This window comes from Paraburkholderia caffeinitolerans, from assembly GCF_902859945.1.
In the GTDB taxonomy this organism is placed as follows: Bacteria; Pseudomonadota; Gammaproteobacteria; order Burkholderiales; family Burkholderiaceae; genus Paraburkholderia; species Paraburkholderia caffeinitolerans.
The window spans coordinates 49,040-75,640 of sequence record NZ_CADIKL010000018.1 but is presented as its reverse complement, the minus strand read 5'-3'; the positions used below and the strand labels follow the sequence as shown (position 1 = coordinate 75,640).

Annotated in this window: 21 protein-coding genes, 4 pseudogenes and 5 riboswitches; of the genes and pseudogenes, 6 read left to right on the top strand and 19 right to left on the bottom strand. The window is 61.1% G+C overall.

Going from position 1 to position 26,601, the window contains the following annotated elements; all coding sequences use genetic code 11:
* Positions 1 to 125 precede the first annotated feature (125 nt).
* The 11 genes from HV773_RS18935 to HV773_RS18885 all read right to left on the bottom strand — a co-directional run bounded on the left by HV773_RS18935 (position 126) and on the right by HV773_RS18885 (position 12,394).
* Positions 126 to 2,120 (bottom strand): proton-conducting transporter transmembrane domain-containing protein, encoded by a 1,995-nt coding sequence (locus HV773_RS18935; protein ID WP_227875442.1) that lies wholly within the window; start codon positions 2,118 to 2,120, stop codon positions 126 to 128.
* Entirely contained in the window at positions 2,110 to 2,919 is an 810-nt protein-coding gene (locus tag HV773_RS18930) for an NADH-quinone oxidoreductase subunit B family protein (RefSeq protein ID WP_129564024.1), read from the bottom strand. The genes HV773_RS18935 and HV773_RS18930 overlap by 11 nt, the downstream gene beginning before the upstream one ends.
* Before the next feature lie 30 nt (positions 2,920 to 2,949).
* Positions 2,950 to 4,437, bottom strand: a complete 1,488-nt coding sequence (locus HV773_RS18925; protein ID WP_129564023.1) for a hydrogenase large subunit — start codon at positions 4,435 to 4,437, stop codon at positions 2,950 to 2,952.
* Complete coding sequence (locus HV773_RS18920) at positions 4,434 to 5,912, bottom strand: proton-conducting transporter transmembrane domain-containing protein (RefSeq protein ID WP_129564470.1); 1,479 nt, start codon at positions 5,910 to 5,912, stop codon at positions 4,434 to 4,436. The genes HV773_RS18925 and HV773_RS18920 overlap by 4 nt, the downstream gene beginning before the upstream one ends.
* A gap of 2 nt (positions 5,913 to 5,914) precedes the next feature.
* Positions 5,915 to 6,622, bottom strand: coding sequence for a hydrogenase (locus HV773_RS18915; protein WP_227875441.1), 708 nt, complete (start codon positions 6,620 to 6,622; stop codon positions 5,915 to 5,917).
* Positions 6,600 to 7,547, bottom strand: a complete 948-nt coding sequence (locus tag HV773_RS18910; protein ID WP_129564022.1) for a respiratory chain complex I subunit 1 family protein — start codon at positions 7,545 to 7,547, stop codon at positions 6,600 to 6,602. The genes HV773_RS18915 and HV773_RS18910 overlap by 23 nt, the downstream gene beginning before the upstream one ends.
* A 232-nt stretch (positions 7,548 to 7,779) precedes the next feature.
* Positions 7,780 to 7,852: riboswitch (Fluoride riboswitch) on the bottom strand.
* Between the two features lie 50 nt (positions 7,853 to 7,902).
* Entirely contained in the window at positions 7,903 to 8,271 is a 369-nt protein-coding gene (locus tag HV773_RS18905; RefSeq protein WP_129564021.1) for a DUF190 domain-containing protein, read from the bottom strand.
* Between the two features lie 542 nt (positions 8,272 to 8,813).
* On the bottom strand, positions 8,814 to 10,106 hold the full coding sequence (eno, locus tag HV773_RS18900; RefSeq protein WP_217481923.1) for a phosphopyruvate hydratase: 1,293 nt from the start codon (positions 10,104 to 10,106) through the stop codon (positions 8,814 to 8,816).
* 33 nt (positions 10,107 to 10,139) lie between these two features.
* Entirely contained in the window at positions 10,140 to 11,444 is a 1,305-nt protein-coding gene (eno, locus tag HV773_RS18895) for a phosphopyruvate hydratase (protein ID WP_129564020.1), read from the bottom strand.
* 84 nt (positions 11,445 to 11,528) lie between these two features.
* Positions 11,529 to 12,065: an inorganic diphosphatase gene (ppa, locus tag HV773_RS18890; protein ID WP_129564019.1), complete on the bottom strand. Its 537-nt coding sequence runs from the start codon at positions 12,063 to 12,065 to the stop codon at positions 11,529 to 11,531.
* On the bottom strand, positions 12,065 to 12,394 hold the full coding sequence (locus tag HV773_RS18885) for a DUF190 domain-containing protein (protein WP_129564018.1): 330 nt from the start codon (positions 12,392 to 12,394) through the stop codon (positions 12,065 to 12,067). The genes ppa and HV773_RS18885 overlap by 1 nt, the downstream gene beginning before the upstream one ends.
* A 172-nt stretch (positions 12,395 to 12,566) precedes the next feature.
* Positions 12,567 to 12,638, bottom strand: a riboswitch (Fluoride riboswitch).
* Positions 12,639 to 12,786: 148 nt separating this feature from the next.
* A riboswitch (Fluoride riboswitch) is annotated at positions 12,787 to 12,853 on the top strand.
* A gap of 121 nt (positions 12,854 to 12,974) precedes the next feature.
* Between HV773_RS18885 and HV773_RS18880 the strand changes: the two genes are divergently transcribed.
* A complete protein-coding gene (locus HV773_RS18880) occupies positions 12,975 to 13,445 on the top strand; it encodes an HAD family hydrolase (RefSeq protein WP_129564017.1) in 471 nt (156 codons plus the stop codon).
* A gap of 74 nt (positions 13,446 to 13,519) precedes the next feature.
* On the opposite strand, the gene HV773_RS18875 is transcribed toward HV773_RS18880, so the two are convergent.
* Positions 13,520 to 13,966 carry a hypothetical protein gene (locus tag HV773_RS18875; RefSeq protein WP_129564016.1) on the bottom strand — a complete coding sequence of 149 codons (447 nt, stop codon included), beginning with the start codon at positions 13,964 to 13,966 and terminating at the stop codon, positions 13,520 to 13,522.
* A 100-nt stretch (positions 13,967 to 14,066) separates the two neighbouring features.
* A riboswitch (Fluoride riboswitch) is annotated at positions 14,067 to 14,134 on the top strand.
* Between the two features lie 76 nt (positions 14,135 to 14,210).
* Here HV773_RS18875 and HV773_RS18870 point away from each other — a divergent pair.
* Both HV773_RS18870 and HV773_RS18865 read left to right on the top strand, forming a co-directional pair.
* On the top strand, positions 14,211 to 14,927 hold the full coding sequence (locus tag HV773_RS18870; protein ID WP_160113493.1) for a hypothetical protein: 717 nt from the start codon (positions 14,211 to 14,213) through the stop codon (positions 14,925 to 14,927).
* 14 nt (positions 14,928 to 14,941) lie between these two features.
* Complete coding sequence (locus HV773_RS18865; RefSeq protein ID WP_160113492.1) at positions 14,942 to 17,038, top strand: dynamin family protein; 2,097 nt, start codon at positions 14,942 to 14,944, stop codon at positions 17,036 to 17,038.
* A gap of 55 nt (positions 17,039 to 17,093) precedes the next feature.
* Here the strand turns inward: HV773_RS18865 and HV773_RS18860 are convergent, their stop codons facing one another.
* From HV773_RS18860 to HV773_RS18845, 4 genes and pseudogenes are all read right to left on the bottom strand, one after another.
* On the bottom strand, positions 17,094 to 18,650 hold the full coding sequence (locus HV773_RS18860; protein ID WP_129564013.1) for a MutS-related protein: 1,557 nt from the start codon (positions 18,648 to 18,650) through the stop codon (positions 17,094 to 17,096).
* A complete protein-coding gene (locus HV773_RS18855) occupies positions 18,647 to 20,182 on the bottom strand; it encodes a MutS-related protein (protein WP_129564012.1) in 1,536 nt (511 codons plus the stop codon). Before HV773_RS18855 ends, HV773_RS18860 begins: the two co-directional genes overlap by 4 nt.
* Positions 20,183 to 20,352: 170 nt before the next feature.
* Positions 20,353 to 20,417: riboswitch (Fluoride riboswitch) on the bottom strand.
* A 200-nt stretch (positions 20,418 to 20,617) separates the two neighbouring features.
* A pseudogene (locus HV773_RS18850) lies at positions 20,618 to 21,079 on the bottom strand (DDE-type integrase/transposase/recombinase); the annotation flags it as partial.
* Positions 21,070 to 21,186 (bottom strand): annotated as a pseudogene (locus tag HV773_RS18845) (transposase); the annotation flags it as partial. The pseudogenes HV773_RS18850 and HV773_RS18845, both read right to left, overlap by 10 nt.
* 75 nt (positions 21,187 to 21,261) lie before the next feature.
* Between HV773_RS18845 and HV773_RS18840 the strand changes: the two are divergent.
* A pseudogene (locus tag HV773_RS18840) lies at positions 21,262 to 21,951 on the top strand (substrate-binding domain-containing protein); the annotation flags it as partial.
* Between the two features lie 309 nt (positions 21,952 to 22,260).
* On the opposite strand, the pseudogene HV773_RS18835 reads toward HV773_RS18840, so the two are convergent.
* Positions 22,261 to 22,500: pseudogene (locus HV773_RS18835) on the bottom strand (porin); the annotation flags it as partial.
* Between the two features lie 4 nt (positions 22,501 to 22,504).
* Positions 22,505 to 22,909 carry a carboxymuconolactone decarboxylase family protein gene (locus HV773_RS18830; protein WP_129564467.1) on the bottom strand — a complete coding sequence of 135 codons (405 nt, stop codon included), beginning with the start codon at positions 22,907 to 22,909 and terminating at the stop codon, positions 22,505 to 22,507.
* 139 nt (positions 22,910 to 23,048) lie between these two features.
* Between HV773_RS18830 and HV773_RS18825 the strand changes: the two genes are divergently transcribed.
* Positions 23,049 to 24,092 carry an AraC family transcriptional regulator gene (locus tag HV773_RS18825; protein WP_129564010.1) on the top strand — a complete coding sequence of 348 codons (1,044 nt, stop codon included), beginning with the start codon at positions 23,049 to 23,051 and terminating at the stop codon, positions 24,090 to 24,092.
* Between the two features lie 411 nt (positions 24,093 to 24,503).
* Here HV773_RS18825 and HV773_RS18820 read toward each other — a convergent pair whose 3' ends face one another.
* A complete protein-coding gene (locus tag HV773_RS18820) occupies positions 24,504 to 24,707 on the bottom strand; it encodes a DUF2970 domain-containing protein (protein ID WP_129564466.1) in 204 nt (67 codons plus the stop codon).
* A 437-nt stretch (positions 24,708 to 25,144) separates the two neighbouring features.
* Between HV773_RS18820 and HV773_RS18815 the strand changes: the two genes are divergently transcribed.
* Positions 25,145 to 26,563 carry an aminotransferase-like domain-containing protein gene (locus HV773_RS18815; RefSeq protein ID WP_129564009.1) on the top strand — a complete coding sequence of 473 codons (1,419 nt, stop codon included), beginning with the start codon at positions 25,145 to 25,147 and terminating at the stop codon, positions 26,561 to 26,563.
* Positions 26,564 to 26,601: the final 38 nt, after the last annotated feature.

Below are 26,601 nucleotides of genomic sequence, written 5' to 3'. Positions count from 1 at the left end.
GCTGTCGCAAAAAGGACGCGGTAGCCTCCCCGCCGCGCGCCGATTGCGCACGGTTAAAGGGCCCCCAGAGCAGAATGGCGAGCCCACCCTATCGGGCTGGGCGGCGGGGCCTGGGGCGGACGACGCTACAGGAGCGTGAGAAACAGGATCGCGATCAGCAATCCTCCTATCAATGCGAGATAAAAATTCAGGTTGCCCGACTGCAAGGCGCGCAGCTTCTCCGCGCATCGGTTCACAATCCGTACCGCGGGGTCGAACAGGTGTCGTTCGAACAGATCCGTCACGCCTGCGGCAAACACCAGGCGCTTGATGAAGTACTCGCGCTGCTCATGCTCGCGCGTCGTACTGATGGTGGGCTGATACACGAAGCTGTAGAACGTGCGCATGGCATTCGAGAACGTCAGTGCGGTGGTCATGGCGTCGCGCGGATTCGTCGTCATGCCACCGAACCACACTGGAACACGCCTGACTGCGCGGCGCCTCGTCAGCCATAGCAGTGCGACAGGCAGAATGGCGAGCAGCGGCATCACGATGATGAGCTTCGACGGCGAGATGAAGGCGAACTTGTCAGTCAGGGGAACCAGCAACCACCCGGCGACCATCGCCTGTGGGCTGTTGGCGTTGAACAGCGCCTGGGCGTCCGCTGCGAGCGCATTCAGCCAGAGGGGTGCGCCGACGGCCACCGCAAGCACGCAAAGGCCCAAAATGCCGACCGAGATCGCGTTTGTCCGAGGCACCAGCGGCGTGACGTCGACATCCGGCAATCCCAGCAGTCCCAGCCCGAACAGCTTGACGAAGGTTGCCAGCGCGACGGCCGCAGCGAGCGCGAGCCCGGCGCCGGCGAGCACCAGCACCAGCCGTCCGACAAACGACGAAAGGTGGAAGCCCTGAAACACGGACTGGAACACATACCATTCACTGACGAAGCCGGCCTGGGGCGGAATCGACGCGAGACTCATCACCGAAAACACGGCACCGAGCCCGAGGAGAAAACCGCTACGCTTGAGCCATCCGTGCTGGACGATGTCGTAGTTGCCCGATGCGAGGAAAACACCGTCCGCGGTCAGGAAGAGTGCGCCCTTGGCCAGCGCGTGACCCGCAAGATGAAGTAGCGCCACCGTCCACGCGAGCCCTGCCAGATCCGGCAGATGGTCGGCACGAAAAAGCTGCGTGACGCCAAGCATGACGATGGCAATCGAGGCGTTCTCCGCCGACGAGTAGCTCAGCAACGCGCGCCAGTCATCCTGCTGGAACGCAAAGAGCACCGCAAGGATCGCACTGATGACGCCCGCTGCAATGGCGATCACGCCCAGGCCGAACGCCGTATCAGGGTGAACGGCCACATTGAGCCAGATGTTCCAGCCGCGGCTCAAGGCGAAGTACGCAGCATTGAGCACAACGCCCGAGAACAGTGCGCCCGTTGCACCGCTGCCGCTTGAATAGGCCCGCGGAAACCATTCGTAGAAGGGCATCAAGCCGAGCTTCGCGCCGAAACCGACCAGAAGCGCAATGCCCGCAAACCAGGACACCACATCGCTGGATGTCGTCGCGCCGCCGGCGAAACTCCCAAACCCGATGCCACCTGCCGCATGGTCGAGCAGGATGATCGCAAAGACCAGCGCGACTGCCCCCACCTCCAGAAGCGCGAGCATCAGCAGGATCGGCTTCGCTTCGTTCTCCTCTGCTCGTTCTCCCGCAAGCATCAGTGCGCCGCCGAGACTCATGACCTCCCAGGCCACCAGCAGCGAAGTGCCGTCCTGCAGGCCAACCACGCCGAGTGCGCCGAGCAGGCTGAATGCCGCGCCGGCATACCACCGCCCTGAGCGACCCGCGAGCGGAGAGCCCAGCCAGCAGGCGAAGATCGCCGGGACAAGACCGAAGCCCAGCAGCCATAAACCAGACGGTTCGACTGCGAATGAGACGGGATGAGACGCCAGCGAAATGCCCAGCACTGCGGGCGACGTGCCCAGCGGCAAGGCGACAATGCAGGCGAGCATGCCGAGCAGGCAGCCCGCGCCAAGCAGTGCACGCACCGTGCGGTGCATGACCCGTACCGGAGACAGAATGGCGGCCAGCGCCCACACCGCGACAGCCAGGCCAAGCAACGAGTTAGCATTCAATCCGGCCTCCCCTCATTCGCTGTTGCGCTCGCCCGACGATCATCAATAGTGCGTGAATCAACGCTGCCGGATTGGGTGGGCAACCTGGAAGATAGATATCGACAGGCACGACACCGTCAAGTCCGTTGCCCGAAGCGTAATTTCCGCCTGAAACGCCCCCCGAAACCGCGCAGGTACCCGTTGCGATGACCCAACAGGGCTGCGGCATCGCTTCCCATGTCTCGAGAAGGGGTCCGTGCATCGCTTTCGTGACCGGTCCCGTGACCAGCAACACATCCGCAAAACGGGGAGACGGTGTGAAGAAAATGCCCAGCCGGTGCAGGTTGTAGAAGGGATTGTTCAACGCCTGAAGCTCGGACTCGCAGCCGTTGCACGACCCCGCGTCCACGTGCCGGACATGCAAACTGCGACCGAAGGCGCGACGCCCGTGCTCCACGACCTCGCGGGGGATCCGTTCGCTCATTGCCTCGTCCCATTCAAGGTCGAGCCGTTCGCTGACGCCCAAGGCCCAGTCCGCCGATTCCGTAAAGGCTCCTGTCGGGCACACTTCCGTGCAGCGCTGGCACACGATGCAGCGTCCCCAGTCGACTTCCGGAGTCGCTGTCGAGTTCTCCGCTGGCTTGAGGCTGATGGCGTGAGTCACGCAGGCCAGCGCGCACGCGTCGCAGTGCGGCCTGCATTTCGACGGGTCATAGCGTGGCATGCCCAGCACGCCCTGCTGCCCGTCCTCGCTGCCCTTTAACGGCCAGTCCGTGCTCGCGCTGCCTTCCTTGAGTCCAAACCAGGTCCAGAGTGACATGGTGCACGTTCCTCGAAATGCCAGTACCGGCTAGCGGGCGCAACCCGAAATCGTCAGGCCAAAACTTGCTTCATTGATGGCGTAGTCCATCATGTTGCTGTCGTGCACGGTCGACGGAAAAACACGCCAGTTCGCGAACGATGGTGACTTGATCTTCACGCGCAGCAGCCGCCCCTGCGCGTCGAGATGCACGGCATACAGGACCGTACCGCGCGGGGATTCCGACCACCCCATTCCCTCTGCGCCCGTCGGGGGTACGCATGCGGCAGACAACGGGCCCTCTGGCAGGCCCTCGACAATGGCCTTGTCGACGAGCGCAATACTCGCGCGCAGCTCGGCGATGCGAACCCTCATGCGCGCAGCAGCATCGCCCTCCTGCGCCACCGCAACCTCGGGCTGCAGCGTACGATACGCCGCATACGGATGGTCCCGCCGCAAGTCGCGATCCACGCCTGAGGCGCGCTCGATGGGCCCGGTCGCACCCTGGTCGAATGCGAGCTTCTGGCTCAATGGCGCCGTGGAGATCAGGCGATCCAGGTGACTGGTGGTTCTTTCAATCAGCCCGATGTACTGATTGATCTGCGGCTTCAATGCCTCCAGTCCTTCATTGACTGTCTGGAGATCCAGGTCATGCCGCACACCACCTGGCCACACGAGGCTGCGCAGAAAACGGCTACCGCTGGCGCGAGCGTTGATCTGCTTGACCCGCTCCTCAAGCAGTTTGCCCTGTGCTTCGCCAACCTTCAGTGTGGTCGTATGGCACAGGTGGCCCAGATAGTGGAGGTGGTTGTAGATGCGCTCGAGTTCCGCCACGATCAGCCGGATCCATCGGGCCCGGTGTGGCACTTCGCACTCCGCAGCATCCTCGATGGCCTGGACGTAGGCGATCGTGTGCGCCACACTGTCGATACCCGTCACCCGTTCCGCAAGCAAGGTGGCCGAGCCAACGTCCATGCCCTCAAACTGCTTTTCCATGCCCCGATGCTTGAGAAACAGGTTCGGGTGATAGTGCAGGATCCCTTCGCCCAGATAGTAGAAAATGAACTGCGCGGACTCCAGCACGTCGGCCCGCACCGGCCCGAAGGGCAGCAGTTGCACATGCTTGCCCGATACCGCCGGCAGGGACGGTGCGGGCAGCTTTGCCGCAATGCTGTCGCCTTGTGCGGCGGCGGGCTCGAGGGGGCCGCGGTCCGTGCGTGGCAGGAACGCCGTAAGCAGCCGTTCCGGCTCAGGGTGGCCCGAAAACGCGACGCCGCTCATTTCCATAACTTCGCGCTCGTGCCAGCCCAACAGCGGACTGATCGCGGCCAGGCTTGGCGCCGGACGCCCGTTCACCTGCACGCGCCAGCCATGGAACGTCTCCTGGCCAGGCAAGGTGGCGACGTAGCGGAGTTCTGCGTCCGATGCAGGCGGGAACCACGCATAAACGCCCTGAAATCGCCCGCCGGCAGCGACCAGAGCCCGCGCACGCGCAGCGAGCTCATCTACCGGCAGCGTGACGTACGCACAGTTCTTCATCGCGTGCCCCCACCCAGGTTCGCTGCGACGACCTCGAAATAGCGCCACAATGCCTGTGGCCACCAGACGCCGAGCACGAATACGGGCAGCAACGCCATCCACATGGGCAAGGTCATCCAGGTGCTCACCTCGACACCGTTGGTGACGGGCGCGGGAGCGGCAAGCGGCGTCCGGGTGTCAAAGTACATGGTCCGAAAGTGATTCAGGAACCCGATAAAGATCACGATCAGGAGCAGCAACAGCACGATAACGGCCCAGGCGTTGGGCGTGGCGAACCCCGCGCGCATCAGCGCCAGTTCGCTCAGGAAGAGACCAAAGGGTGGCGCGCCTGTGATCGCGACCGCCCCCGCGATCCACAAGGCCCCCGTCACCGGAAAGCGGGACCAGACGCCCCGGATAGCATCGATGTCCTTGGTTCCATAAACCCGCATCACGTTGCCAGCGCCGAAGAACATGAGTGACTTGTTCAGCGAATGGTTGAGCATGTGATACAGCACTGCGGCGATGGCGAGCGGGCCACCGAACCCGAATCCGAGTGCCAGCACCCCCATATGCTCGACGCTCGAATACGCCATGAGCCGCTTGATCCCCTCCTGCCGCACAATGAACAGCGCGGCGACGAGCAGCGAGAAGGCGCCGAACGCGACGAGAACAGTCCGCGGGAGCATGGATCCGCTCGCTGCATCCGTAATCGTCAGGAAGCGTGCGACGCCGAGCATCGCCGTGTTCAAAAGCGCTCCGGAGAGCATGGCCGAGACCGGCGCCGGCCCTTCGCTATGGGCGTCAGGCAACCAGGTGTGCATGGGCGCCAGCCCGGCCTTGGTCCCATATCCGACCAGCACGAGCAGAAAGGCCATCTGCGTGAGCGCGGGACTCATGCGGGGCGCTGCGTGACGCAGGGTGTCCCAGGTCATATCGTAGGTGGGACCGAGCACGAGACTGCCCGACCAGTAAAAGAGCACCGTGCCCAGCAGTGCCAGGCTGATGCCAGCCGACACGACGATAATGTATTTCCAGGCCGCCTCGATCGCTTCCTGCCCCCGCTCGAAACCGACCAGGAATGTGCTCACCAGGGTCGTCAGCTCGATGGCGATCCAGTAGACGCCGATATTGTTCATCAGCGGCCCGCAGATCATCGTTGCGGCAAATAGCGCAAACAGGGCGTAAAAGCCGGGCAAGCGCGCTGCCTCCTCCCGGAGCAGGCGCATGTAACCGACGGCGTAGATCGAGGCAAGACAATAGACCACGCACGTACACACGAGAGTCCAGGCACCGAGCGCATCGAACAGCACGTAACCGTTGATAAAGGTCCTGACACCGTCCACATGGGTCACCAACCAAAGGGACGCAATGAGGCACACGATGGCCGCCGCGAGGTTGGCATGCTCGGCGACGCGCCCATGCTGGCTCGCGCCGGCAATCACGGCGGACAGCACGGGTGCGAGCACAACGATAACGAGCCACGCTTCGACCATGATCACCCCACAAGGCGCCGGAGCTCACGGCTGCTCGTGCTACCCACGTGGGCAACAAGATAACGAACGAGCACACCAAAGCTCACCACAATGACGAGCAGATCGAACAGCAGAACGAGTTCGATCAGGAGCGGCATTCCAGGAACCAGAATCTGCGAGCCGAGGAAAATCCCGTTTTCAAGGACCAGCAGGCCCAGCACCTGGCTGATCGCCTCCTGTCGTACTGCAAGCATCAGAAAGCCAATGAGCTTCATCGACAGCATGACCGTCAGCGCAAGCACGACGACGGTTCCACCCAGACCCAGTGCGTTGCCCAGATGATTCGAGACGACAAAGGCGAAGAGCACCAGCAGCGCGCCGAGCACAAGGCACGAACTCGGTTGCAGGGTGAGGTGCAGTTCCCGTTCAACGGACAGGCGCGCGATGATCCGCCAGACCAGGTACGGCAGGACAAGCCCACGAAAGAGCGCAGTGAGCACGGCTACGAGGTAGAGTTCGTGGTAGTTGCCGTAGTAGCCGACCGTGCCGGACAAAATCGCGATCAGCCACGATTGCGCCGTGAAGGCCAGCAGGTAATCCTTGAGCCAGCGGGAGCCGAGCATGACGAACGCGAGCAACAGACTGCCGATTGCCAGAAGGCTGAACAGGGAAGCCGCCAGAGGACTCAGGTGGGCAAGGAGCATCGGGTCACCGTAGCTGGTTTGCAGCAATCGCCAGCACCGCGAGCATGAACGATGCGGCGAGCGGCTCCTGGTAGCGGAAAAAGCGCAGACGCGACTGCGCCGTCTCAACGAGCACGATCGCCAGCACCACGACGAGCATCCGGGCGAACAACCCCGCTGCGGCGCCAAGCGCCCCGATCGCCGTACCGTGCTGCGAAAGTCCCCATGGCAAGGTGAGTACGTTGCAGAAGATCGTGAACAGGATGAACTGCTTCATCATCGACGCCCACTTCAGCAGTGCCAGGAGTGGACCCGAATATTCGAGGATGCGCGCCTCCTCGATCATGTACACCTCGATATGCGTGCTCGAATGGATGGGCAGACGGTCGGTTTCGACAAGCAGGAGCACGAAGAAAGCGAAAACGAGAAAGAGATGCGCCGGACTCCAGTACACCGAGGGCTGCTGAACGAGCAGGTGATTGACCACGAACGGCAGCATCGACTTGGCGAGCAACGTGATGCCCACGAGCACGAGGATCAACGTCGGCTCGGCCAGGATGCCGAGCATCACTGAACGGCTCGACCCGATGCCGCCATAGGCGCTTCCCGAGTCGAGGCCCGCCAGAACGATTGCAAAGGAACCCAGTGTGAGAATGAGCCCGCCGCCCAGAATGTCGCCCATATCGGACAGCGGCAGCGGGAAATCGGTGAGGACTGGAATCAGGATGGGCACGGTCATCATGCAGGTGAACGCCACAATTGGCGCGCACCAGAAGATCCACGACGCGGTGTCGGGCACAACCATCTGCTTATGGAAAAATTTGCGCAGATCCCGGTAGGGCTGGAATATCCCCGGCCCGCGCCCGCGCTGGATGCGCTCCTCCCATTGCAGGATCACCCCCTGCAGCAACGGCGACAGGACGAGCACGGCGACCACCTGTGCGATCTGCAGAAGGACGTCGCGCGCACTCATGGCCGCGCTCCCGCCCAGCCAGGGTCATATACGTCGATCTTCAGCATGCCACGCCCATACGCCAACAACGGATGCCTGGCACGCAGGGAGTTGCAAAGATCAACGCCGAAGGGAATTCGCCATGAAAACTCGCCGGTGCATCCCATGTTCTTCGCTTTTTTCTGGCATTGATATGCCCGGGATGCTCGTGAATGCGAGCCGGCCAAACATGCCTGCCGGCCCCGGCTACCGGGGACTGGCAGGCATCATTAGCCGCGAGGAGGAGGACGCGGCGGTTAAGGGAGGATGCCATCTCCGCAAACAACAGTATCGAGTATAGGAGACACCCCGGTACATGCAAGCCCGCAAACTTCTGCTAGTGCGCCCGCCGGTGAAAGAGAGAAAAATGCTTCGTGGCGCTTTCGTGGCCATCGTCGCCAAGCACTCCAAACTCCACCGGCGAACGGGTATAGAAAACGTGCACGTGCCCGGCTTTCACCGCGTCAAGCATCCGGTCAGCCTCGTCTTCCGTAACCGCCAGGATAATCTGGACCGGTTGATCGGTGAGCATAAGCATATGCGCGACGTGATGCGCGCCTGCATGCCCCGTTCCCTCTGCGCAATTGATGACCGTGGCGCCGTGAATGCCGAGTTGCTTCGCCTCATGAAGCAACCATTCGGTGACCGTATGATGACCGTGGCGCCGATTCTGTTCGGTATAGAAAGTGAGCTGGTAGCCGTTCATGTCCGCCTCCGTCAAACGACACCAGGATGCCGTCACGAGGATGACTGCTCCAGGGACCGGCGGCCCCTCAAAGCCATTCTAGTGCATGACGACAGGCCCGACGCATGCTGCGGCGCGGCGAAACATGCGGGCACAGACTAACGGACGCCAGACCTCGTCAGGCACTACCTTCAAGCGCCCTCACAAAGCGAATCGCTTCGCCCAGCACGGGTGTGATTTCCTGCAGCCGGTCGCGGGCAACACGCATCTCCACCCATTCACGCATGACCGTCTGTTCATATGGCAGAAAGTAAACGGCTTCTCCACGCTCGACGAGGAGCTACGCGTCGTTCGCTGGCAGCCTGATCCCTATACCACTCCCGTACACACAGAAAACGACCCGACGGTCAATGAAAAACCACCGGGTAGACTGCCCCTTCGCAGCTCGCATCGTCGAGCGCCCTGACGCGCAGCAGTAGCGCCTCGAAAAGATCCCTTTCAAGGAGTAGCCTGGGCCTGCTGTCCACGCCCTTCTCCGTTGTCCAAACACGGCGCGCCGCCGGTTAGCGTTTGCGCTGGAATGCCGCGCGCCCGGCAAAGTGTGCGCCTTCGCCAAGACTGCCCTCGATCGTCAACAGGCGGTTGTATTTGGCAACGCGCTCACCTCTGGCGGGTGCCCCGGCCTTGATCTGGCCACAGTTCAGCGCGACGGCCAGATCCGCAATGCTGGTGTCCTCCGTCTCACCGGAGCGGTGTGCCACCATGCACGAATAGCCTGCGGCGAGTGCCATGCGCGCGGTGTTCAGGGTTTCCGTGACGGTGCCGACCTGATTGGGTTTGATGACGACGCAGTTGCAGCACCGCTGCGCGATGCCCTTCACAAGAAAGGACCGGTTGCTGACGAACAGGTCATCGCCCGCTATCTGCATCCGGTCACCGAGCTCACGCGTAAGCTCGGCGTAGCCATCCCAGTCGTTGTCCATCAGGGGGTCTTCGACAGAAACAAGCGGATACCGCTCGCCCCACTCGCGACACAATCCGGTCATTTCCTGCGCAGACAGGCTGCGCCCTTCCCGCTCCAGCCGGTAACGGCCGTCATGCCACAGGCTTGTCGCCGCAAAGTCGAGGGCCAGCGAGATGTCCTCCCCGGGCCGGTATCCGGCACGCTCGATGGCCTGCATCATCAGATCGAGCGCGGCTCCGTTAGATGAGAGCACGGGCACGAAGCCCCCCTCGTCGCCCACATTGGTCACAGTGCGGCGCTCGACCAGCAGCTCACGCAGTGCATGGTAAGTTTCCACACCATATCTGAGCGCCTCCCGAAACGTCGGTGCGCCAAGCGGCACCAGCATGAATTCCTGCAGATCGGGACCACCGTTCCCGTGGATGCCGCCGTCCAGTACGTTGAGCATCGGCGTGGGCAGAATATGCGCTGCATCGCCGCCGAGATAACGGCAAAGCGGGAGGTGACAGGCTTGCGCGGCAACGCGCGCGCACGCCAGGGACGCTCCAAGTGTGGCGTTGGCGCCCAATCGACTCTTGGAATCCGTTCCGTCGAGCTCGATCAGCACGGCGTCGATACGCCACTGGTCATCGGCAAGCAGCCCCGTGAGCGCGGGGCCAATCAACTCGTTGACGTGCCTGACCGCGTTCAGGACGCCCTTGCCCCCATAGCGCCGCCGGTCGCCATCGCGCAACTCAACGGCCTCGGCGTCTCCCGTCGAGGCGCCCGAAGGCACCGTTGCACTGGCGAGTGATCCGTCGTCGAGCACGACGGTCACCTGCACGGTCGGATTGCCCCGCGAATCCAGGACCTCCGCCCCCATTACGCGGGCGATCGAGGCGGACGCACCCATCTCTTCGTTCTCCTGCTGATAGCGGCTATCGTTTCAGATCTGGCCATGCCGGGACTGACGAAACGCGGCACGACCCGCGAAACGGGCGTCATCGCCGAGCATTCTCTCGATGGCCAGCAGCCGGTTGTACTTCGCCACCCGCTCTCCGCGCGCCGGAGCGCCTGACTTGATCTGGCCACAGCCCAGCGCGACCGAGAGGTCAGCAATGCTCGTATCCTCCGTTTCCCCGGAACGGTGGGAGACGAGACAGGTGTATCCCGCTGAGAATGCGAGCTGCGCCGTGTCCAGCGTTTCCGTCACCGTGCCGATCTGGTTGAGCTTGATCAGAATGCTGTTACAGCAGTGCTCGTCGATGCCTCGCTGCAGGAATTTACGGTTTGTCACGAACAGGTCATCGCCCACGATCTGCACTCGGCTACCCAGCTCATGCGTCAACGCGGCGAACCCGTCCCAGTCATTGTCCGCAAGCGGATCCTCGAGCGACACCAGCGGGTAGCGGTTCACCCAGTCTGCCCAGTACGCGATCATTTCCGCTGAAGTCAGCACGCGGCTATCCCGGATCAGGTGATAGCGGCCGTCCTCACAAAACGAACTCGCCGCCGCGTCGATACCGATCGCGATGTCCTCCCCTGGCCGGTATCCGGCGCGCTCTATCGCCCGCAGGATGAGTTCCATCGCCTCTGCATTCGAAGCCAGTTGCGGGACGTAGCCGCCTTCGTCACCCACATTCGTCGACGCGCCGGCATCGGCAAGCACGGCCCCGAGCGCGTGATACGTCTCCGCGCCGTAGCGCAGCGCCTCGCGAAACGTCGGCGCGCCAAGCGGCACAAGCTTGAACTCCTGGACGTCCGGGCCCTGATGCCCGTGCTTGCCGCCATTGAGCACGTTAAACATGGGAACCGGCAGCAGATGAGCATTCGTCCCGCCGAGATAGCGGAACAGCGGCAAACCGCTTGCAATCGCCCCTGCCTTCGCACAGGCGAGTGAGGCGCCCAGGATCGCGTTCGCACCCAGTACGGATTTCGTCTCGGAGCCGTCGACCTCGATCAGCTTCTCGTCGATACGTCGCTGGTCGTCCGCTCTCATACCGGTCAGCGCCCATGCGATCTCTTCGTTCACGTGCCGGACTGCGCTGAGCACGCCCTTGCCGCCGTAGCGCCCGGGATCCCCATCCCGCAGTTCAACGGCTTCAAACTCGCCCGTCGACGCCCCTGAAGGCACCGCGGCACTCGCGGTGACCCCGTTGCCGAGCGTGACGGTGACCTCGACCGTCGGGTTGCCTCGCGAATCGAGAATTTCATCGGCCAGTATCGTGTCAATCACTGCATGGTTGCTCATCGCGACTCCCGTTGCCTCTGCGCTCGCAGACGGTGGCCGGGTGTTTGCAGCACGCGGCCCCCTTGATGCCGGAAATAGACGGATTCAGGGATGCGCGTCGTGAAATGCGGCGACCGCACTGCGGATTGCCTGATACGCGGCGTCGATATTCGCCCAGCCCTCGAACTGCACCCACTTTCCCGGTTCGAGCTTTTTGTAGTGCTCAAAGAAAAACTGGATCTGGTTCAGGGTGTATTCGCCCAGATGATCCAGCTCCGTGATGGCCCGGGTCGAAGGACAGACGCCATCAGTCGGCACGGCAATCACCTTTTCGTCGGGGCCGGCCTGGTCCGTCATGTTCATCAGGCCGACGGGGCGACAGGTGATCAGGGACAGTCGCTCAAGGGGAAATGGCGCGATGACGATGATGTCGAGCGGGTCGCCATCCCTCGCGAGCGTTCTCGGGATAAATCCATAATTCGCTGGATAGCGCATACCGGCGCTCATGATCCGGTCGACCCTCAGGAGTCCGAGGCGTTTATCCGCTTCGTATTTCACCGGCTCGCTCTGCGCGGGGATTTCGATGATGGCATTCACTTCTACAGGCACGTTGTCGCCCGGGGGAATTGCATTGAAATCCATCACTGGTCCCCCTCTGTGCCCACGGTATCGAATTCGATCGGCGCGCGCGTGTAGAACAGGCGAATGCCTCCCTCGCGGACCCGGGCGAGCATCGCGTCAATCTGTTCGTCCGCAGCGATCAGCGTGACCGCGACCGGCTGATCCACGAGTTCGAAGAAGCGCGCGGCATGGTATTTGCCCCTGGCATCCACTCCCTCCGCGATTTCAACGACCGTAGCGCCGATGATGCCGGCCTGTCTGGCTTCGTCGAGCAACCAGTCGACCACCGTCATGTGCTTGACACGGTGGCTCTGGTTCGCGGCGTACAGGGTAAGCTGGCTTCCCTTCATGGGCGCCTCCGCAAGGACAACCGGACTGCCATATCGAGCGAAATTGAGCGCATGCACTCACCGCGCCCGGTACGGCGTGGAAAAGGATCTGATCGCATGAAAAACCAGATTCGTAGAGTGAACCAATCTGGGCAGCAGGACGCCTTGGCAATGCCTACGACCTCCTGACCCAGGGACCGTAGGCATCATTAGCCGGGCAAAGCCGGCGGTTTGGTTAAGGAGGAATGCCATCTCCTTTTCGGGCAGTGTAGCACGCACAATCCGCACCTGTCACTGCGCGCACCGCCGGCCATTCCGGGCTCCCCCCGCATACCCGATCCGGATGAAACATCCATCTGTCGCACCTCAAAACCCGATTGCGCAGCTTCCTGGCATTGTCTAGAGTGAGAACACAGATCGATGGAGATGGCATTCTCCTCCAACCGCCGGTGCCGTCCGGCTAATGATGCCTGCAGCCGTCCGGACATCGGGTCGCGCTGTTGCGCATGTCGTCTGTCTTCCCATGCTCCGATGGCTCGTGCAATCGCAGATTGCAATGTGGCGGGCCCGATTTCCCGCAGCGGCACGCAAGGAGAGACAGATGATCATCATAGACATTCCAGGGTTTCGCACCCTGAACCTCGAGCATCTTGTTCTCGACTTCAATGGAACACTCGCCGTTGATGGGCGACTTCTCGACGGCGTCGAGTCACGTCTGGCGCCGCTCGCCAATGAACTGGACCTTCATGTTGTCACGGGCAACACCTATGGCGATGCGCGCAACCATCTGCGCAATTGCCCCGTGGAAATCCTCTGCCTGCCAGCCACGGGACAGGCGCTTGCGAAAGGAGATTACGTACGACGCCTCGGCCCGGACCGGGTCGCAGCAATGGGCAATGGACGCAATGACGCGTTCATGCTCGAACAGGCAGCGCTGGGCATCGCCGTGCTCGGGTCTGAAGGGCTTGCCACCGACGCGCTGGAGGTCGCCGATGTCGTCGTTCGCCACGCGGTCGACGGCCTGGGACTTCTGCTGCGCCCGAAACGGCTGATCGCAACGCTACGGTGCTAACGGGGGAAACCACGATGGACTACAACGGCATCGGCGCATGCAGCAAGGTTCCGGCATGCGAGGAGGCGAGCCGCTCAGGCTGATGGATGATCAGGCATGCTTGACATGAGTGCACGCTGAAGCGTGCCGAGGAGGCCACGGAGTCTCTGGAGAAACGCTTCATAGTCCTTCTCAAACGCGGGATCAATCACCCCAAAGCCTGAAAGACGCGACGGCGACATCTCCTCAAGCGCGATGCCGACGAACTGCAGTGAGACTGAGAGCGCATGGATCGCTTCAATCTGTTCCCTGTCGATATCGATTCCCCACCGGATTGCCGCCCGATTGACCTCATCGTTGAAACTCTCAAGGAAGCGCTCGACATCATGCAGCCTTTCGCCATCCGGCCGGTGCAGATAATTGAGGCGTACGTTGCTATTTTCCTGCGGCCCACCTATTTCGCGCACCTTTTCAAGGAGTTCAAGGAGATGCCAAAGATGTCCTCGCAGCGCCCGTCTCGTGTTCTCCGATGGTTCCGCCATTTCTTACGCCTCCCATGTCTCTAGCCACAGTGTAGGACAACTCAGATATCAATTCGGCGGAACCGTTGCCAATCTGAAATGCCGTCATTAAAATGAATCTGTGCTTGAGGGAGATGGCATACCTCCTCAAACCGCCGGCGTTGTCCGGCTAATGATGCCTACGGTTCCTGGTCGGGAGCTGCTGGGTCATCTCAATGCCCCTGTCCAGGTTTTGCGCCCCGTTTGGCTTACCGGACAGTGCACCGTGCCCGCCCCTTCTGGTCTTGCTCCTCCTTCCGCGTTGACACTATCCGACGGCGAGGTTGATTTTCTGTGGTGGTTTATCCAGGGCAGCATCATGGACGCGGACGTCCGGGCCCGTCTCAATGCGCATTGGGGGATGTGCGCGCGACATGCGCTTGCCTTCTTCTGCGTCGAAGCGGCCTTTCGCCCGCATCTGATCCACGGCAGCACCATTCTGTATAACGAACTGATGCACCACGCCGATCACCTGCTGGGCGGTCATGGTCTTTACAGCGTGGCGCCGGCAGGGGTGGCGCGACACCGGCTGCGTCCTTCCGGCCCATGCCATATGTGCAGCCTGGGCTACGGCCCTGAATCGTCAGGAAACGCTCCACCGGAGCGGCTTGCCTACGGCCGGGATCTTGCGAACGCGCGGGCGTTCGCAAGCGAAAATCGCGACGGATGGCTGCCTTATATCTGCGGTCAATGCGCCGGAAATGGCAGCGGCGTCCTTTGCCGCGCGCACCTGATTGCAGCCATGGAGCACGATGGTGCGACAGTCCTGCGCCACCATGGCGCGACCGTTTCCCGTATCTCCGTGCATCTCGGGCGCTTCGAGCATTCATTTCGCTGGGACAGCCGCGGAACGGACTCTGCGGAGGATCGCGGCGCACTCATCGCAGCCATTGGCTGGTGCGGTGGCTGGTGCGAAATCCTGCAAACGCTGGGCACCCACTGAACGAAGAGATCGCCATGTTGCGAAATGATAAAGATGACACATTCCCTCCCGCCTACTCACGACGCGCAGGAGAGGTTTTCGTTCGGATCGATGCCTGCCTCACCGATGCCTTGCATTACCTCAATCCGGTTGTGCAGCAGTCACCGTTTCCCATACGCCTCGCTGACGCCGAGCCGGTCCAGCATCAACTCATGCTGAATGAGCTGGAACTGGTTCGTACGGCCATGCAGACCATTACCGCGCGTCACCATATTTCTTTGCCCGCGCCCACGACCAGCGCCATTGAATCCTGCAGACTCCGTATCAGCGAAGCCATGCTCGCGCTATCGGAACTGGATCCGCGCACCGCGAGCGCGACGAGCATGGCAGCCGATCAGCACCTGAGCGAGGACATCGAGGAAGATGCCAGTCGACTCGTCGGTCATCTGATGGGACTGCTCGACGCGCTTCAGGACTCTCTCTCCAGGGACATCGGTATTGGCACCCCGTCAGAAAGGCTGGCAGCCCTGCCCCCTTCCGCCGGCTCGCAACGGGCCGCAACCGGCGCCCCTGCGCATCCGCTGGTAGCGGAACTCGAACGCATTACCTTGTCGCACGGACTTGGCGATCTTCACCGCCGTAGCATGGACTTCGCGCGTCATTACGGCTCGACCGATATCGTCGTCGGTCTGTTCGGGGCCGTCAGTGCCGGAAAGTCCTCTCTGCTTAACAGCCTGCTGGGCAGCGCGCTGCTTCCTGTTACAGCGCTGCCAACCACTGCCATACCCGTCGAGATTCATCACGGAAGAGTGGAGCGGGGTACCGTCGAATTCGTCACCACGAAGATCGAATTCATCGACCGCGCACGCATCGCCGAATTTGTCGACGAGCATTCCAATCCCGAGAACACCAAGGCTGTCACAAGGATCACGTTCGAGAGCCCGGCTCCTCTGCTTTCCGGTGGCATCACCCTCATCGACACTCCGGGCGTCGACTGGGAAGAATGGGACATTGTGAAGGGGAGCCCACCGACAGCGCCGTGGTGCGATATCGCAGTTGTGCTTATTTCTGCGACAGCGCCGCTCACGTTGCATGAGGCGGCGCTCGTGCGTCAGCTCTGCAGCCGCGGCGCACGCGTTGCGGTGCTTGTCACGAAGATTGATCTTGTGGCCGCAGACGACCGGTGGCGAATCTACGAACATGTCGTGCGCGGCCTCTGGAAAAGCACCCACCTGGACATTCCCGTCTATCTGGTCAGCACACGGGAGGAAGACCCGCCGTGGCGACGTGCCTGGATCGATGGCCCCTTTGCCGATGCGCTCGCGCAGTGCCGCGAACAACAAACTGAAATACGGCAGCGCCAGCTTGCAACGTTACGTCGCGACGTACTAGATGCACTCGAGGTTCACCTGATGTGGCATGCGCCGGCAACCCATGCGAGCGGGCAGATCGACGACGCGCTGCGAGCCCTGCTGGCAAGCCGCGATGCGGTTGACGCGACCATTCGTTCGCAAACAGACCCTGCAAAAGCGATCGAACGGACCATGATCAGTCTCATGAGTGAAATTGCCCACAACGCTGCCGCCCTATGGTCGGAAACCCACGATATGTCCTTCGACGCCACGCGGCTCGTTGAACTCGCCGCGAACGCACGCGCCCTTTCTTTTTCCGGCGCGGCAACGCGAACGGTCGAAACACTCCATGCAAGAGCGAGCGTCGCCCTTCATCATCTGGCTGACACGCTGGGAACGCTTCGACTCACCATCCCGCTTCCGGCTTCCTTCGTCGCACCCGCTTTCATCCTTCACGAAACCTTGCCGACAATGGTGCTGCCGCGATCATTGGGTCGGATATTCGGGCGCTGGGGATTCTACTTCAGTGCACGCAGTGCCCTGGAGGACAGCGCTTCCATGTATGTCGTTGAACGGTCGCTCAACAGCTATCTGGAACTGCTGGAGGCGTGGAAGCAGCGTACGCTCGTCGCGCTGGTTCAAACACTCACGGACCATATCGAGCGGCTTCACAGGGAACATGGCCCTGGTGAAGCCGAGATGGAACACACCGTACAATGTCTGCGGGATGATATCGCGCGTCTTCGCTCCGCGGAACTCAGTGACTCGTCCGGGAAATAAAGCCGCCTGGCGATGCCGGAGAACATGGTGGCGCATCGATATGTCTACCTAGGTATCAAGTTTCGTCCGCCCTGGACAGGGATCCCGAAGACAGCACGTCTTCATCCGTTTCGCTATGCGGCTCACCGAAGATCTGCTGATAGAGGTCCTGACCAAAGCTTGTCTGCAGTGGCTCCGCCTCCACCAGCCTGAACGTACGGACACCGTCATTCCGGCGTTCAGCACGCAGGAACATCCTCGGGTATGAATCCTCGTCATGGAGGCCCTTCGCTAGCGAGTAAAGGTGAGTCACGAGAAAGACCTTTACATGATGCTCAAGCAACGCATCAACGATCTGTCGGCCGATTTCCGAGCCTTCCCGCTCGTTGGTCGAAGCAAACGATTCGTTCGAAAGGAACAGGCCGTTTTCGACCAGATGATCTACCAACTCACTCATTCGCTTCAGTTCCTCGTCGAACTTGCCGCCATGCATGGTCGCGTCTTCCTCGCGCTTGTAATGCGTGAAGATAGCCTGCGCGACATTGGCCTCGAATTCCCCGGCGCCGACAAACATCCCTGCCTGTAACAGGATCTGGGCGATCCCGATGCTTCGCAGGAAGGTCGACTTCCCGCCCTGGTTCGCGCCGGTGACCACCACGAGGTCCTTGCCGTTTGCATCCGCGTCGTTTGCCACGGGTGCCTGCTCCATGCGTAGGGCGAGGCTGACGTCATACAGCTTTTGGTACCGATGACGCCGCTCACCAGTTGCGTGCGGCACAGGAAAGCAGATGGGCATCTCCCGGCGCAGGAGCTCATTGCGCAAGTTCAGGCATCCAAGGTAGAAACCCAGTTCCGCCCGAAGCATGAAGAAGAAGCTCTTGATGTGGTCGGCCGACTGCGCCAGCGCGTTCGCCACATGGTTGATGCCCCGTGACTCGAGCTCGCTGAGCGCCCGCGCGCCATTTTCGTCCCTGTCTGCAATACGGAAGGTACGGGATGGGGCTCCCCTCGCAAGCAGGCGTCTCAGAAGGTTGGGATCTTTTTCATGGGGTTTCCTGAGCACATAGTGTTCACCCTTGTTCCCCTTTCCTGGACGCGCGCTGATCAGCACGCCATGATTGAATTTCAGCTCCTTCAGACACCGCGTGATCGTCGCGAAATACTCGTCTGTCAGCTCCTCGTTGACCATTGCGTAGAAGCGACAAAAGCCTGCCGACTGGAACTGCCCGACGTTATCGTCCGCCACGCGGCGTAGCTTTCCCAGCACCCCCAGCATTGCCTGAACCAGATCCCGCGCGCTGTGCAGGACGCTGCTTGCCGAAGCACTCATTGCCCAGTAGAAGCTTTTCCGTTCGACCTCCAGCGCCTCGACTGCAATCGCGTAAAGCTGCCTGACAACCGGCTCATGCTCGATACAGTCCTTGAGCACCGTCTGGCGGTACAGGATCTCGTCGACGTCGCTCAGGCCAACGGGAACGACTTTCCTGACCGTGTCATAGAGATATTCGTCTCCGGACGCCATGGCCCGATAAAGGGTGTTCAGCTCCAGGTCCTGGTTGAGTGTCCGTTCGTTCCAGTATTCGTCGCGACGCCAGGGAAAATCACTCGCGTCATGGAGCAGGTAGGCTTTCATGATGCGAGACGCTCCTTGATGCGTTCATAGGTAAGGCCATATTGTTCGGCGACGGAAAGCGCATAGGCCCGTCCATCGGCCGGGCGCCTGCGAACACGGAAGGTACGAACCGAGGGACTGTCGGGTTTGATCTCGCTTACCATGCTCACGGTCTGGGGCCCCAGCCGCGCGAGTTCCTCGATGAACGTCACGCAGACGCACAGCGCGTCGCGCTCCATGATTTCACCGATGATCCTGCGGCAGAGAAACAGCGCATCGGCGAGCGTCGTCGAGCTGAAGATCTCGTTCATCAGGATGATGCTGTTCGGAGTGGAGGCTTGCAGGATGGCGTGCATCCGCATCAGGTCGTCCTGAAGCTTGCCGCGCAGGTCGAGGGTGTTCTCCTCGCGCTCAAAGTGCGCAAAGAGCCGATCGTAAAGAAAGAGATGCGAGTTGCGGCCCGGGACAGGACATCCCAGTTTTGCGAGAAAGTGCAGTTGGCCGAACGTTCGGGCAAACGTGGTCTTGCCACCATTATTGGGCCCTGAAACCACAAAGATCCGCTCTGGGCCCTCAAGAAAAAGGTCGTTGCAAACAAGGGCGACCTTGTCTGCGCAAAGTTTATGGGCGAGCACGAGATCAAAAGTCTCTTCGCAGCGGATCGACTTCGTGGCTCCAGATACTACGGGATAGCTGAACTTCAGACCTGCGTCCCGACACAACTGGATGTAACTACGGTAGGCGATATAAAACTGAATCTCACGATCAAAGGCCGCAATTGTTGCGTCAAGAAAGTCCGCTTGGTCGGAGCAGAATGCATCCAGCAGCTGGAAAGGCAGCGGATTGAGTTCAGCAACAAAGTCGAGTATGTGTGCCTCGACGTGGTTCATCTCTGGCCAGTCTTTCTGCTCGACGCTGTGATCCTTGACCTCGCCCTGCTTGAACCGTTCGAAGATTCCCAGAACGAATGTTCCGTAGTCATCCTCATCATCGTAGTTCAAGACGGTGACCGCACTTCCGTTGAGGTGAATGCAGTAGCGCACCCCTGCCAGGGTGCCGCGGACTTCCTCGACGTCGTGGCAGAGCTTCATGAAACGCCCAGAACCCACGTGGCCGGTGAGCCACGCGCCGAACCTCTTCAAGCCCCTGGACCGCGGGCCAGCGCCACTTAGCCCGTCACAGATCGCTAGCACGCACTGGCAGTAATGCGTAGCAGCTGCGAGAAACCACCACTGCTTCTGCCGCCGGTAGTAGAGGCGCTGTGCCTCTCCCAGACACGTCCGGGTTTTGCGCATGGCGAGTGCGAACGCCTGAATGACAAGCAGCAGTTCCGGACCGTCGAGGTCTCGCATGACCTCGTGCCGATAGGTGATGGCGCTTTCCCGGTTCAGCACCGTGCGAAAAAACGGCGTGAGGTTGTATTCGTCAAATCCCCGTGTCGCCTCGCCCACGAACTGGTCGAGATTGAGATCACCGAAGAAATCTGGTTCGGCAACGTCCCCGGACGGTGCGCCGTCCTCGGGCGTCTCAAAGAGGATGCTATGGAAATCCATTTCTACCCCTTGCCTACCGCTCGCAGGCGCGGTCAACGCGCGCAAGACTACCTCCAGCTAGCTGAAAAAGCCGGAGCAGGTATTGGAGATCTGGGAAACACCGCCATCGCGGCGCGGACACGGAGAGGGGTGACGCGGTTAGTGCGCGCACGCCTACAGTGCCTGTTCCCAGGCCCGTAGGCATCATTAGCCCCGCAGGGCGGTTTTAGGGAGGAATGCCATCTCCCGCTTGCAGTCTACGCTGACGCATTCAGGCTTACAAGTGCCGCCTGCAGCCCGCACATTGGGCAGGGCAGATGAGGCCGCGCTGGGTGCCCGATGTATGCCGCAACTTCCGCGCCTGCGTTTCCACAGGCGCTTCCGCAACTGACCGACCGGGCGTTGTCAACTTGACGGCAGCTGACGGGGTAAGATGGGAACGAATTTGAATCGTTGTCAATGTGTGCACTTGGCAGCATCGATCGCGGTCCAACGATTCCACGCTGCAAGGCGTGCCTTGAGTTTGGTGCGATGGGACTGCGCCGTCATGCGGTGGCGGGATAATGCAACGTGTTGACGGATCGGGCCGAAGCCGGATAGAAACATCTGCGTGCGAAGCGGATCGCGAAATCCGTTCATGGCACGCTCGCGACGACGCGCAGGTTGGTGACTGTTCTCGGCACGGTTATTGTTCACTCGTGCGACCGCCTTCACGAACACGTGCTTGATGCTCGCGAGTTCTGCGATGTCTGCCTTCGCCGCAGGGTAACTGCGCAGTTGGTCGGTTACGATTTTCCGGGGCATGGGATTCGATCGCAGCAAATGCTTGAGGAAGCGTTTGGCTGCTGCCTTGTCCAGGCGCTTCTGCAGAAGCACATCCAGCTCGCTGCCGCATTCGTTCACCCGTTGTAGAAGGTAGCGTCGCTGATACCCATATTGCGGCGTACCTCGGCGACCGGTGTGCCCAGCTCGGCCTGTTTCAATGCGTACGCAATCTGCTCGTCGGTGAACTTGCTCTTCTTCACGGCACGACCTCCTGGTCAAGATGTCAACATCATGCCGGAATTTTCCAGTTTCAAATGGAGCGGTTTTCTGGGCCAGGGTCAGGCAGGCTCATGGTAGGCGTCACGCCGTGGATTACGCTGACCTTCCTGGCCGAGGCCGTTCAGCGCTTTCGCAAGCGCTTGCCGGATATCCGTCTCGAACTGTTCGAAGGATTGATGGCGGTTGCCCAGCCGCTGTTGCGCGAAGGCTCCATGGATTTTGCCGTTGGCCAGTTGCAGCCCGGCGCGAGCATGCAGGAATTCGCATGCGAACCCATACTCACTTATGAATCGTCGGTGATGGTCCGCGAGGGGCATCGGAAAGCGCAGGCACGCTCTATCCACGAGCTATTCGACGAGGACTGGGTGTTGAACTTCGCGCCGGACTCAGAGAGCAACCTGCTGGACTATCTGTTCACGCGCCATGGAGCGCAGATAGACGAACGCCGCATCGTGCGCGCCCAATCGGTGGCGATGCTGCAGACGATGGTCGAGCACGCCGACATGTGCACGTGGAGCCCGACGATCCTGAGCCACGTGCCGCCGTTCGGTGGTCGCCTGAGGCCGCTCACGTTGCGCGAGGTGTTCGAGCCCCGACAACTGGGGATCGTCACACGTCGCAGCAGCACGCTGAGCAATGCGGCAGTCGCTTTCGTCGAGTGCCTCCTTGACGTAATCCGGCGGCATGCGAGGTCCGCAAAAAAGGAAGACCTTGTCTTGTTCGAGACGTTGAAACTATTGATCTAGCGCGCTGGAGATCGAACGCAATCGAGCGAGCGGTCAACTCTGTCAACGGACCTTCTCCTATTCGAACCCTCTCAAACTGGGTCGAACAACCAGATTGGGCAATCCTCAGCGTTGCGGCACACCTGCGAAAAATCCTGAACGAAAAGCACGCGCACTATTTCAAGTTCCACGCGGAGAGCGGGTCCGGCACATTCCACCACCCTCATGCCAACCGCTCCCGTAACACCGCAATCAGTCGCTGCGCAAGCGGTGACAGATACGGGTTCTGATGTGATGGACGGCTGCCAGATTCAGGCCGTAGTTCGACTACTTGAGGGCGGCCGACTCGCGCGTTCCGCCCTGGAAATGGCCCGCCACACCACCTGGCGCATACTCCCGCGCGACCGACACGCCATAGAGAGAAGGCGAGTTGTACACCGGCGCGTTACTGTCATATAGCGCGCCGATGATGCCGTTTGTGCTGTTGCCAAGCCAGCCCGCCTGCTGGTTCATCGTGAGCCACGCGATGCGCACACTGCCGAAAATTGAAGCGTTACGCACGTCCGTGTCGCCGTCACGCGACAGCGCGCTCATCGGTGGCACGCTGCTCCGCCATCGCGGCCAGTTCTTCGAGCAGAATCGGCGCGCCAAGGCTGCTCGCGTGAATGCCGAGCACGCTGACGGCTTGCAGCACTGCGGTAATTTCCTCCTTCGTCGCACCAAGCTCAAGCGCCTTGCGGATGTGCCGGCGTGTGCCCGGCGCGTACATATGCGTGCAGGACGCGTCGACCGCGATAGCAATGAACTCGACGACCTTTGGCTCAAGGACGCCGGACGCGATCGGATGCATCGCCATGCTCATGAACTTCTCGGTCCACGCCGGATCGAGCTCGTAAAACGGCTGCCAGGCCGCATTCCAGTTACCACTTTCGCGAAGCCGATCACAGGTCGGCGTCTTGCCAGAGGTTGTCTCGCTCATCTTGTTTGTCCATCGGTTGGATTGCCGGATTTGACTGTCGCGGTATGGCCGCGACAGTTCCAGTATCGGTTCTTGGAATACGTTGATTTGACATTTGACGGCACTGGTTTTACATTTCACGACAGATCGGGAAAACGCCATGTCCTACCTGCTTCGAGGCGCGAGCCTCACCGACTACGTCGACGTAGCGCGCTCGCTTGGCCTGGATCCCTACCGCTTCCTGCGCGCGGCCGGGATCAATCTGACCGCGCTGGTGGATCCCGACATTCGAATTCCCGCTGCCGCAGTCAGCAATCTGCTCGAGGCATCGGCGCACGCTGCCGGCGTCGAGGATTTCGGTCTCAGAATGGCGCAGACGCGGCAACTCTCGAATCTCGGCCCGCTCGCTTTCGTCATGCGCGAGGAGCCGACGCTGCGACGTGCACTCAACTCAATGTCCCGTTATCTGCGTCTGCATAACGAAGCGCTTGCGATGTGTATAGAAGAAGACGACGGCGTCGTGATCCTCCGGCAGGAAGCCTTGAACGGGTTGCCCGGTTCGCAACGTCAGTCCGCCGAATTGGTCGTGGCTGTGCTGTATCGGGTGGTCGTGCTCTTTCTCGGCGGCGGCTGGAAGCCGCGCAGAGTCTGTTTCACCCATTCGGCACCGGCTAGCACCGCGACACATCTAAGGGTATTTGGGATGCCGGTGGCGTTCGGCCAGGAGTTCGACGGGCTCATCTGCGATGCGGCCGATCTGGAGTCGTCCCTTCCGTCCTACGATCCTGCAATGGCCAGACAAGTCCGGCAGTATCTCGACTCGCTGCTTGCTCGCTCTGACGACACCATGGCCGACAAGGTGCGGCGACTCATCGTCGTGCTGCTGCCGTCCGGAGCATGCTCGATCGAAAGGATCGCGGAACACCTCGGCGTGGATGCGAGAACAGTGCAGCGCCGCCTCACCCGTCAAGGCGAGAGCTACGCGGGAATTCTTGCATCGCTGCGGGCGGAGCTCGTCGTCCGCTATATCGGGAATCGCGAGCGCCAGCTGTCCGAGGTTGCGGTGCTGCTTGGATTCGGTTCGCTGAGTGCGTTTTCGCGATGGTTCAGCCATCAGTTCGGCTGCAGCGTTTCGAAGTGGCGAGCGCAACGTGACGTCGCACCTGCTGGCGCTTCTGCAAATCAAGAATACTTCGGGAGCTGATCGAGGATTGGCACACAGGGTGCGTATCAGCGCATTACGGAGCGATGGTCGTCATCCTGTGACGGCGGAGCGCCCGCCCTGCAAACAAAAACGCTCTATGACCGCGGTCGCCCCAAAAATCTCGCGTGGCGAGATTCAATCGGCTTTCCCGAATCCGCGAATAACAGTTTTCGCCACGGCGGGAAAATCTATACGACTCCCGTCGCAACGTGCCCGCCATTGCGATTGGCCATACACAAACTTCGGATTACTTTTTAATTTTTGCGTGCTACCGCATGACAGGCTTCAGAACCTTGGCGATGCCAGTCGGCAATGTCTCACGCGGTGTCTTTATCGTCCCGGCCATCTTGAGCGTCTGTAATTTTCGTTCGCCGAATTTTACGCGAGCACGTTAGCGCGACAGAACCCTCTTCAGAACCCTTGTGCGGTTCCCGTGGAATGTGCGACCAGTAGCACGACGCCAAGTATGCAGGCAGCGATTAGCGCCGCCAGGCCAACAGCCACGAGCGGCAGCCAGCTAAAGTTCACATTGGCAAAGTCATCTTCGTGGGCTGCACTCTTTCGTACACCGAAGAAGCTCCACAGAACAATACGTACCATGCGGATGAGTTCCATCATTTTCTCCATTTCGCTCGATCACATGACTCGATGTTCAAACTTATCGAAGAACAGATAAAGCAGCAGTTGCCAACGATTTGAGCGACGCAGCCGGAGCGTGTTTGTCGCGGCGACGAGAAATGCCCCGGCACTCACGTGCCAGGGCGAAAGGCTTGCCACGCTACAGGCAATAAGAGCCGCAAGCTCTGCGGGTTTAGGTGATGATCCAGGCACTCGCGCAGTAATCCCGGCGCATCCCGGGAGAACAGCCCCGGAGTCCGATGCGCGCTAGCGACGATGATCCGCCCCTGCGGAACTCCCGTACAGAAGCAGACGACGATAAAATGAGCGCAGCAGTTTGCCGCCCAATCCCAAGGCTACCCAGACAGACGAGAATCGAACCAATTTGCGGCGTACCTCGCCCAAAAGCATCGTCATTTAAAGAGCGAGAGCGCATGACACGTTACGAACTCCTGGCGCAAAGCATGGCCGCTGAGATTCGCTCCGGCAACCTGGCACCGGGCTCACGCATGCCATCGCTGCGGCAGATCATCGCGCAGCACGGCGTGAGCCAGTCCACGGCGGCGCGCGCTTACTATCTGCTTGAACAGTGGGGACTGGTGCTCGCGGAGGAGCGTTCCGGCTACTACGTCGCCGAGCTTTCGAAACCAGTCAAGGCTGCTGGTGCGACAACGGGGGAAACCGCCAGCGTCGATATCAGCGAACTCGTCTTTTCGGTGCTCGATGCCGCCAAGCGTCCCGGTATCGTGCCGCTCGGCTCCGCGTTCCCTTCCCCGCTGCTTTTTCCGCTGTCGCGATTGGCGAAATCGCTCGGCCAGGGCGCGCGCAGCGTGAGCCCGTGGAGCACGGTGGTCGATCTTCCGCCGGGCAACGAGAACCTGCGGCGGCAGATTGCGCTGCGCTACATGCGCATTGGCATCTCGCAGCCCGCCGAGAACATCATCGTCACCAATGGCGCGCTCGAAGCGCTCAATCTTTGCCTGATGGCGGTCACGCAGCCGGGCGATATTGTCGCAGTGGAGTCGCCAGGCTTTTATGCGGCGCTCCAGGCAATCGAGCGACTAGGCCTGCGCGCATTGGAGATTCCCGTCGATACCGACACGGGACTCGACCTCGACGCGCTGGCCGCTGCGCTAGAAAAGCACCCCATCCGCGCCTGCTGGTTCATGACGAATTTCCAGAACCCCACTGGCGTGACGTTGTCGGCGGCAAAGAAAGAGGCACTCGTTGAACTGCTCGCGAAACACGATGTCCCGCTCATCGAAGACGACGTTTACGGCGAGTTGCACTACGCGCCGAACTATCCTCCGCCGGCCATGGCCTTTGACCGGCGCGGACTCGTCATGCACTGCGGCTCGTTTTCGAAGAACCTCGCGCCTGGCTATCGCGTGGGCTGGGCGAGCGCGGGGCGCTTTGGCGAGCGCGTGCAGCGGCTCAAGCTCATGACCACGATTTCGGCAAGCATCCCCGTCCAGGCCGGGATAGCCGACTACCTGGAGCACGGCGGCTACGAGCGTCATCTGAAGAAGATCCGCCTCGCCATGCACGGCCAGCGTGACTCGATGATCGAGGCGATCCGCCGCTGGCTGCCCGAAGGCACGCAGCACACGCGGCCAGAGGGTGGCTACTTTCTGTGGCTCACCTTCCGCGAGCCCATCGACGCCATGGCGCTGCATCGTCTCGCCATCGAGCGTGGTATCAGCGTGGCGCCCGGCCCGATCTTTTCTGCGTCCCACGCATTTGAGAATTGCATCCGGCTGAATTATGGCCATCCGTGGTCGCCCCGCATCGACGCGGCGATCCGCACGCTCGCCGAGCTGCTCGCTCATCCCGACGTGCGTGCGCGAAGCTGATCGATCCATGCACGCGGCTTCTGCTGCGCTCTTTTTAG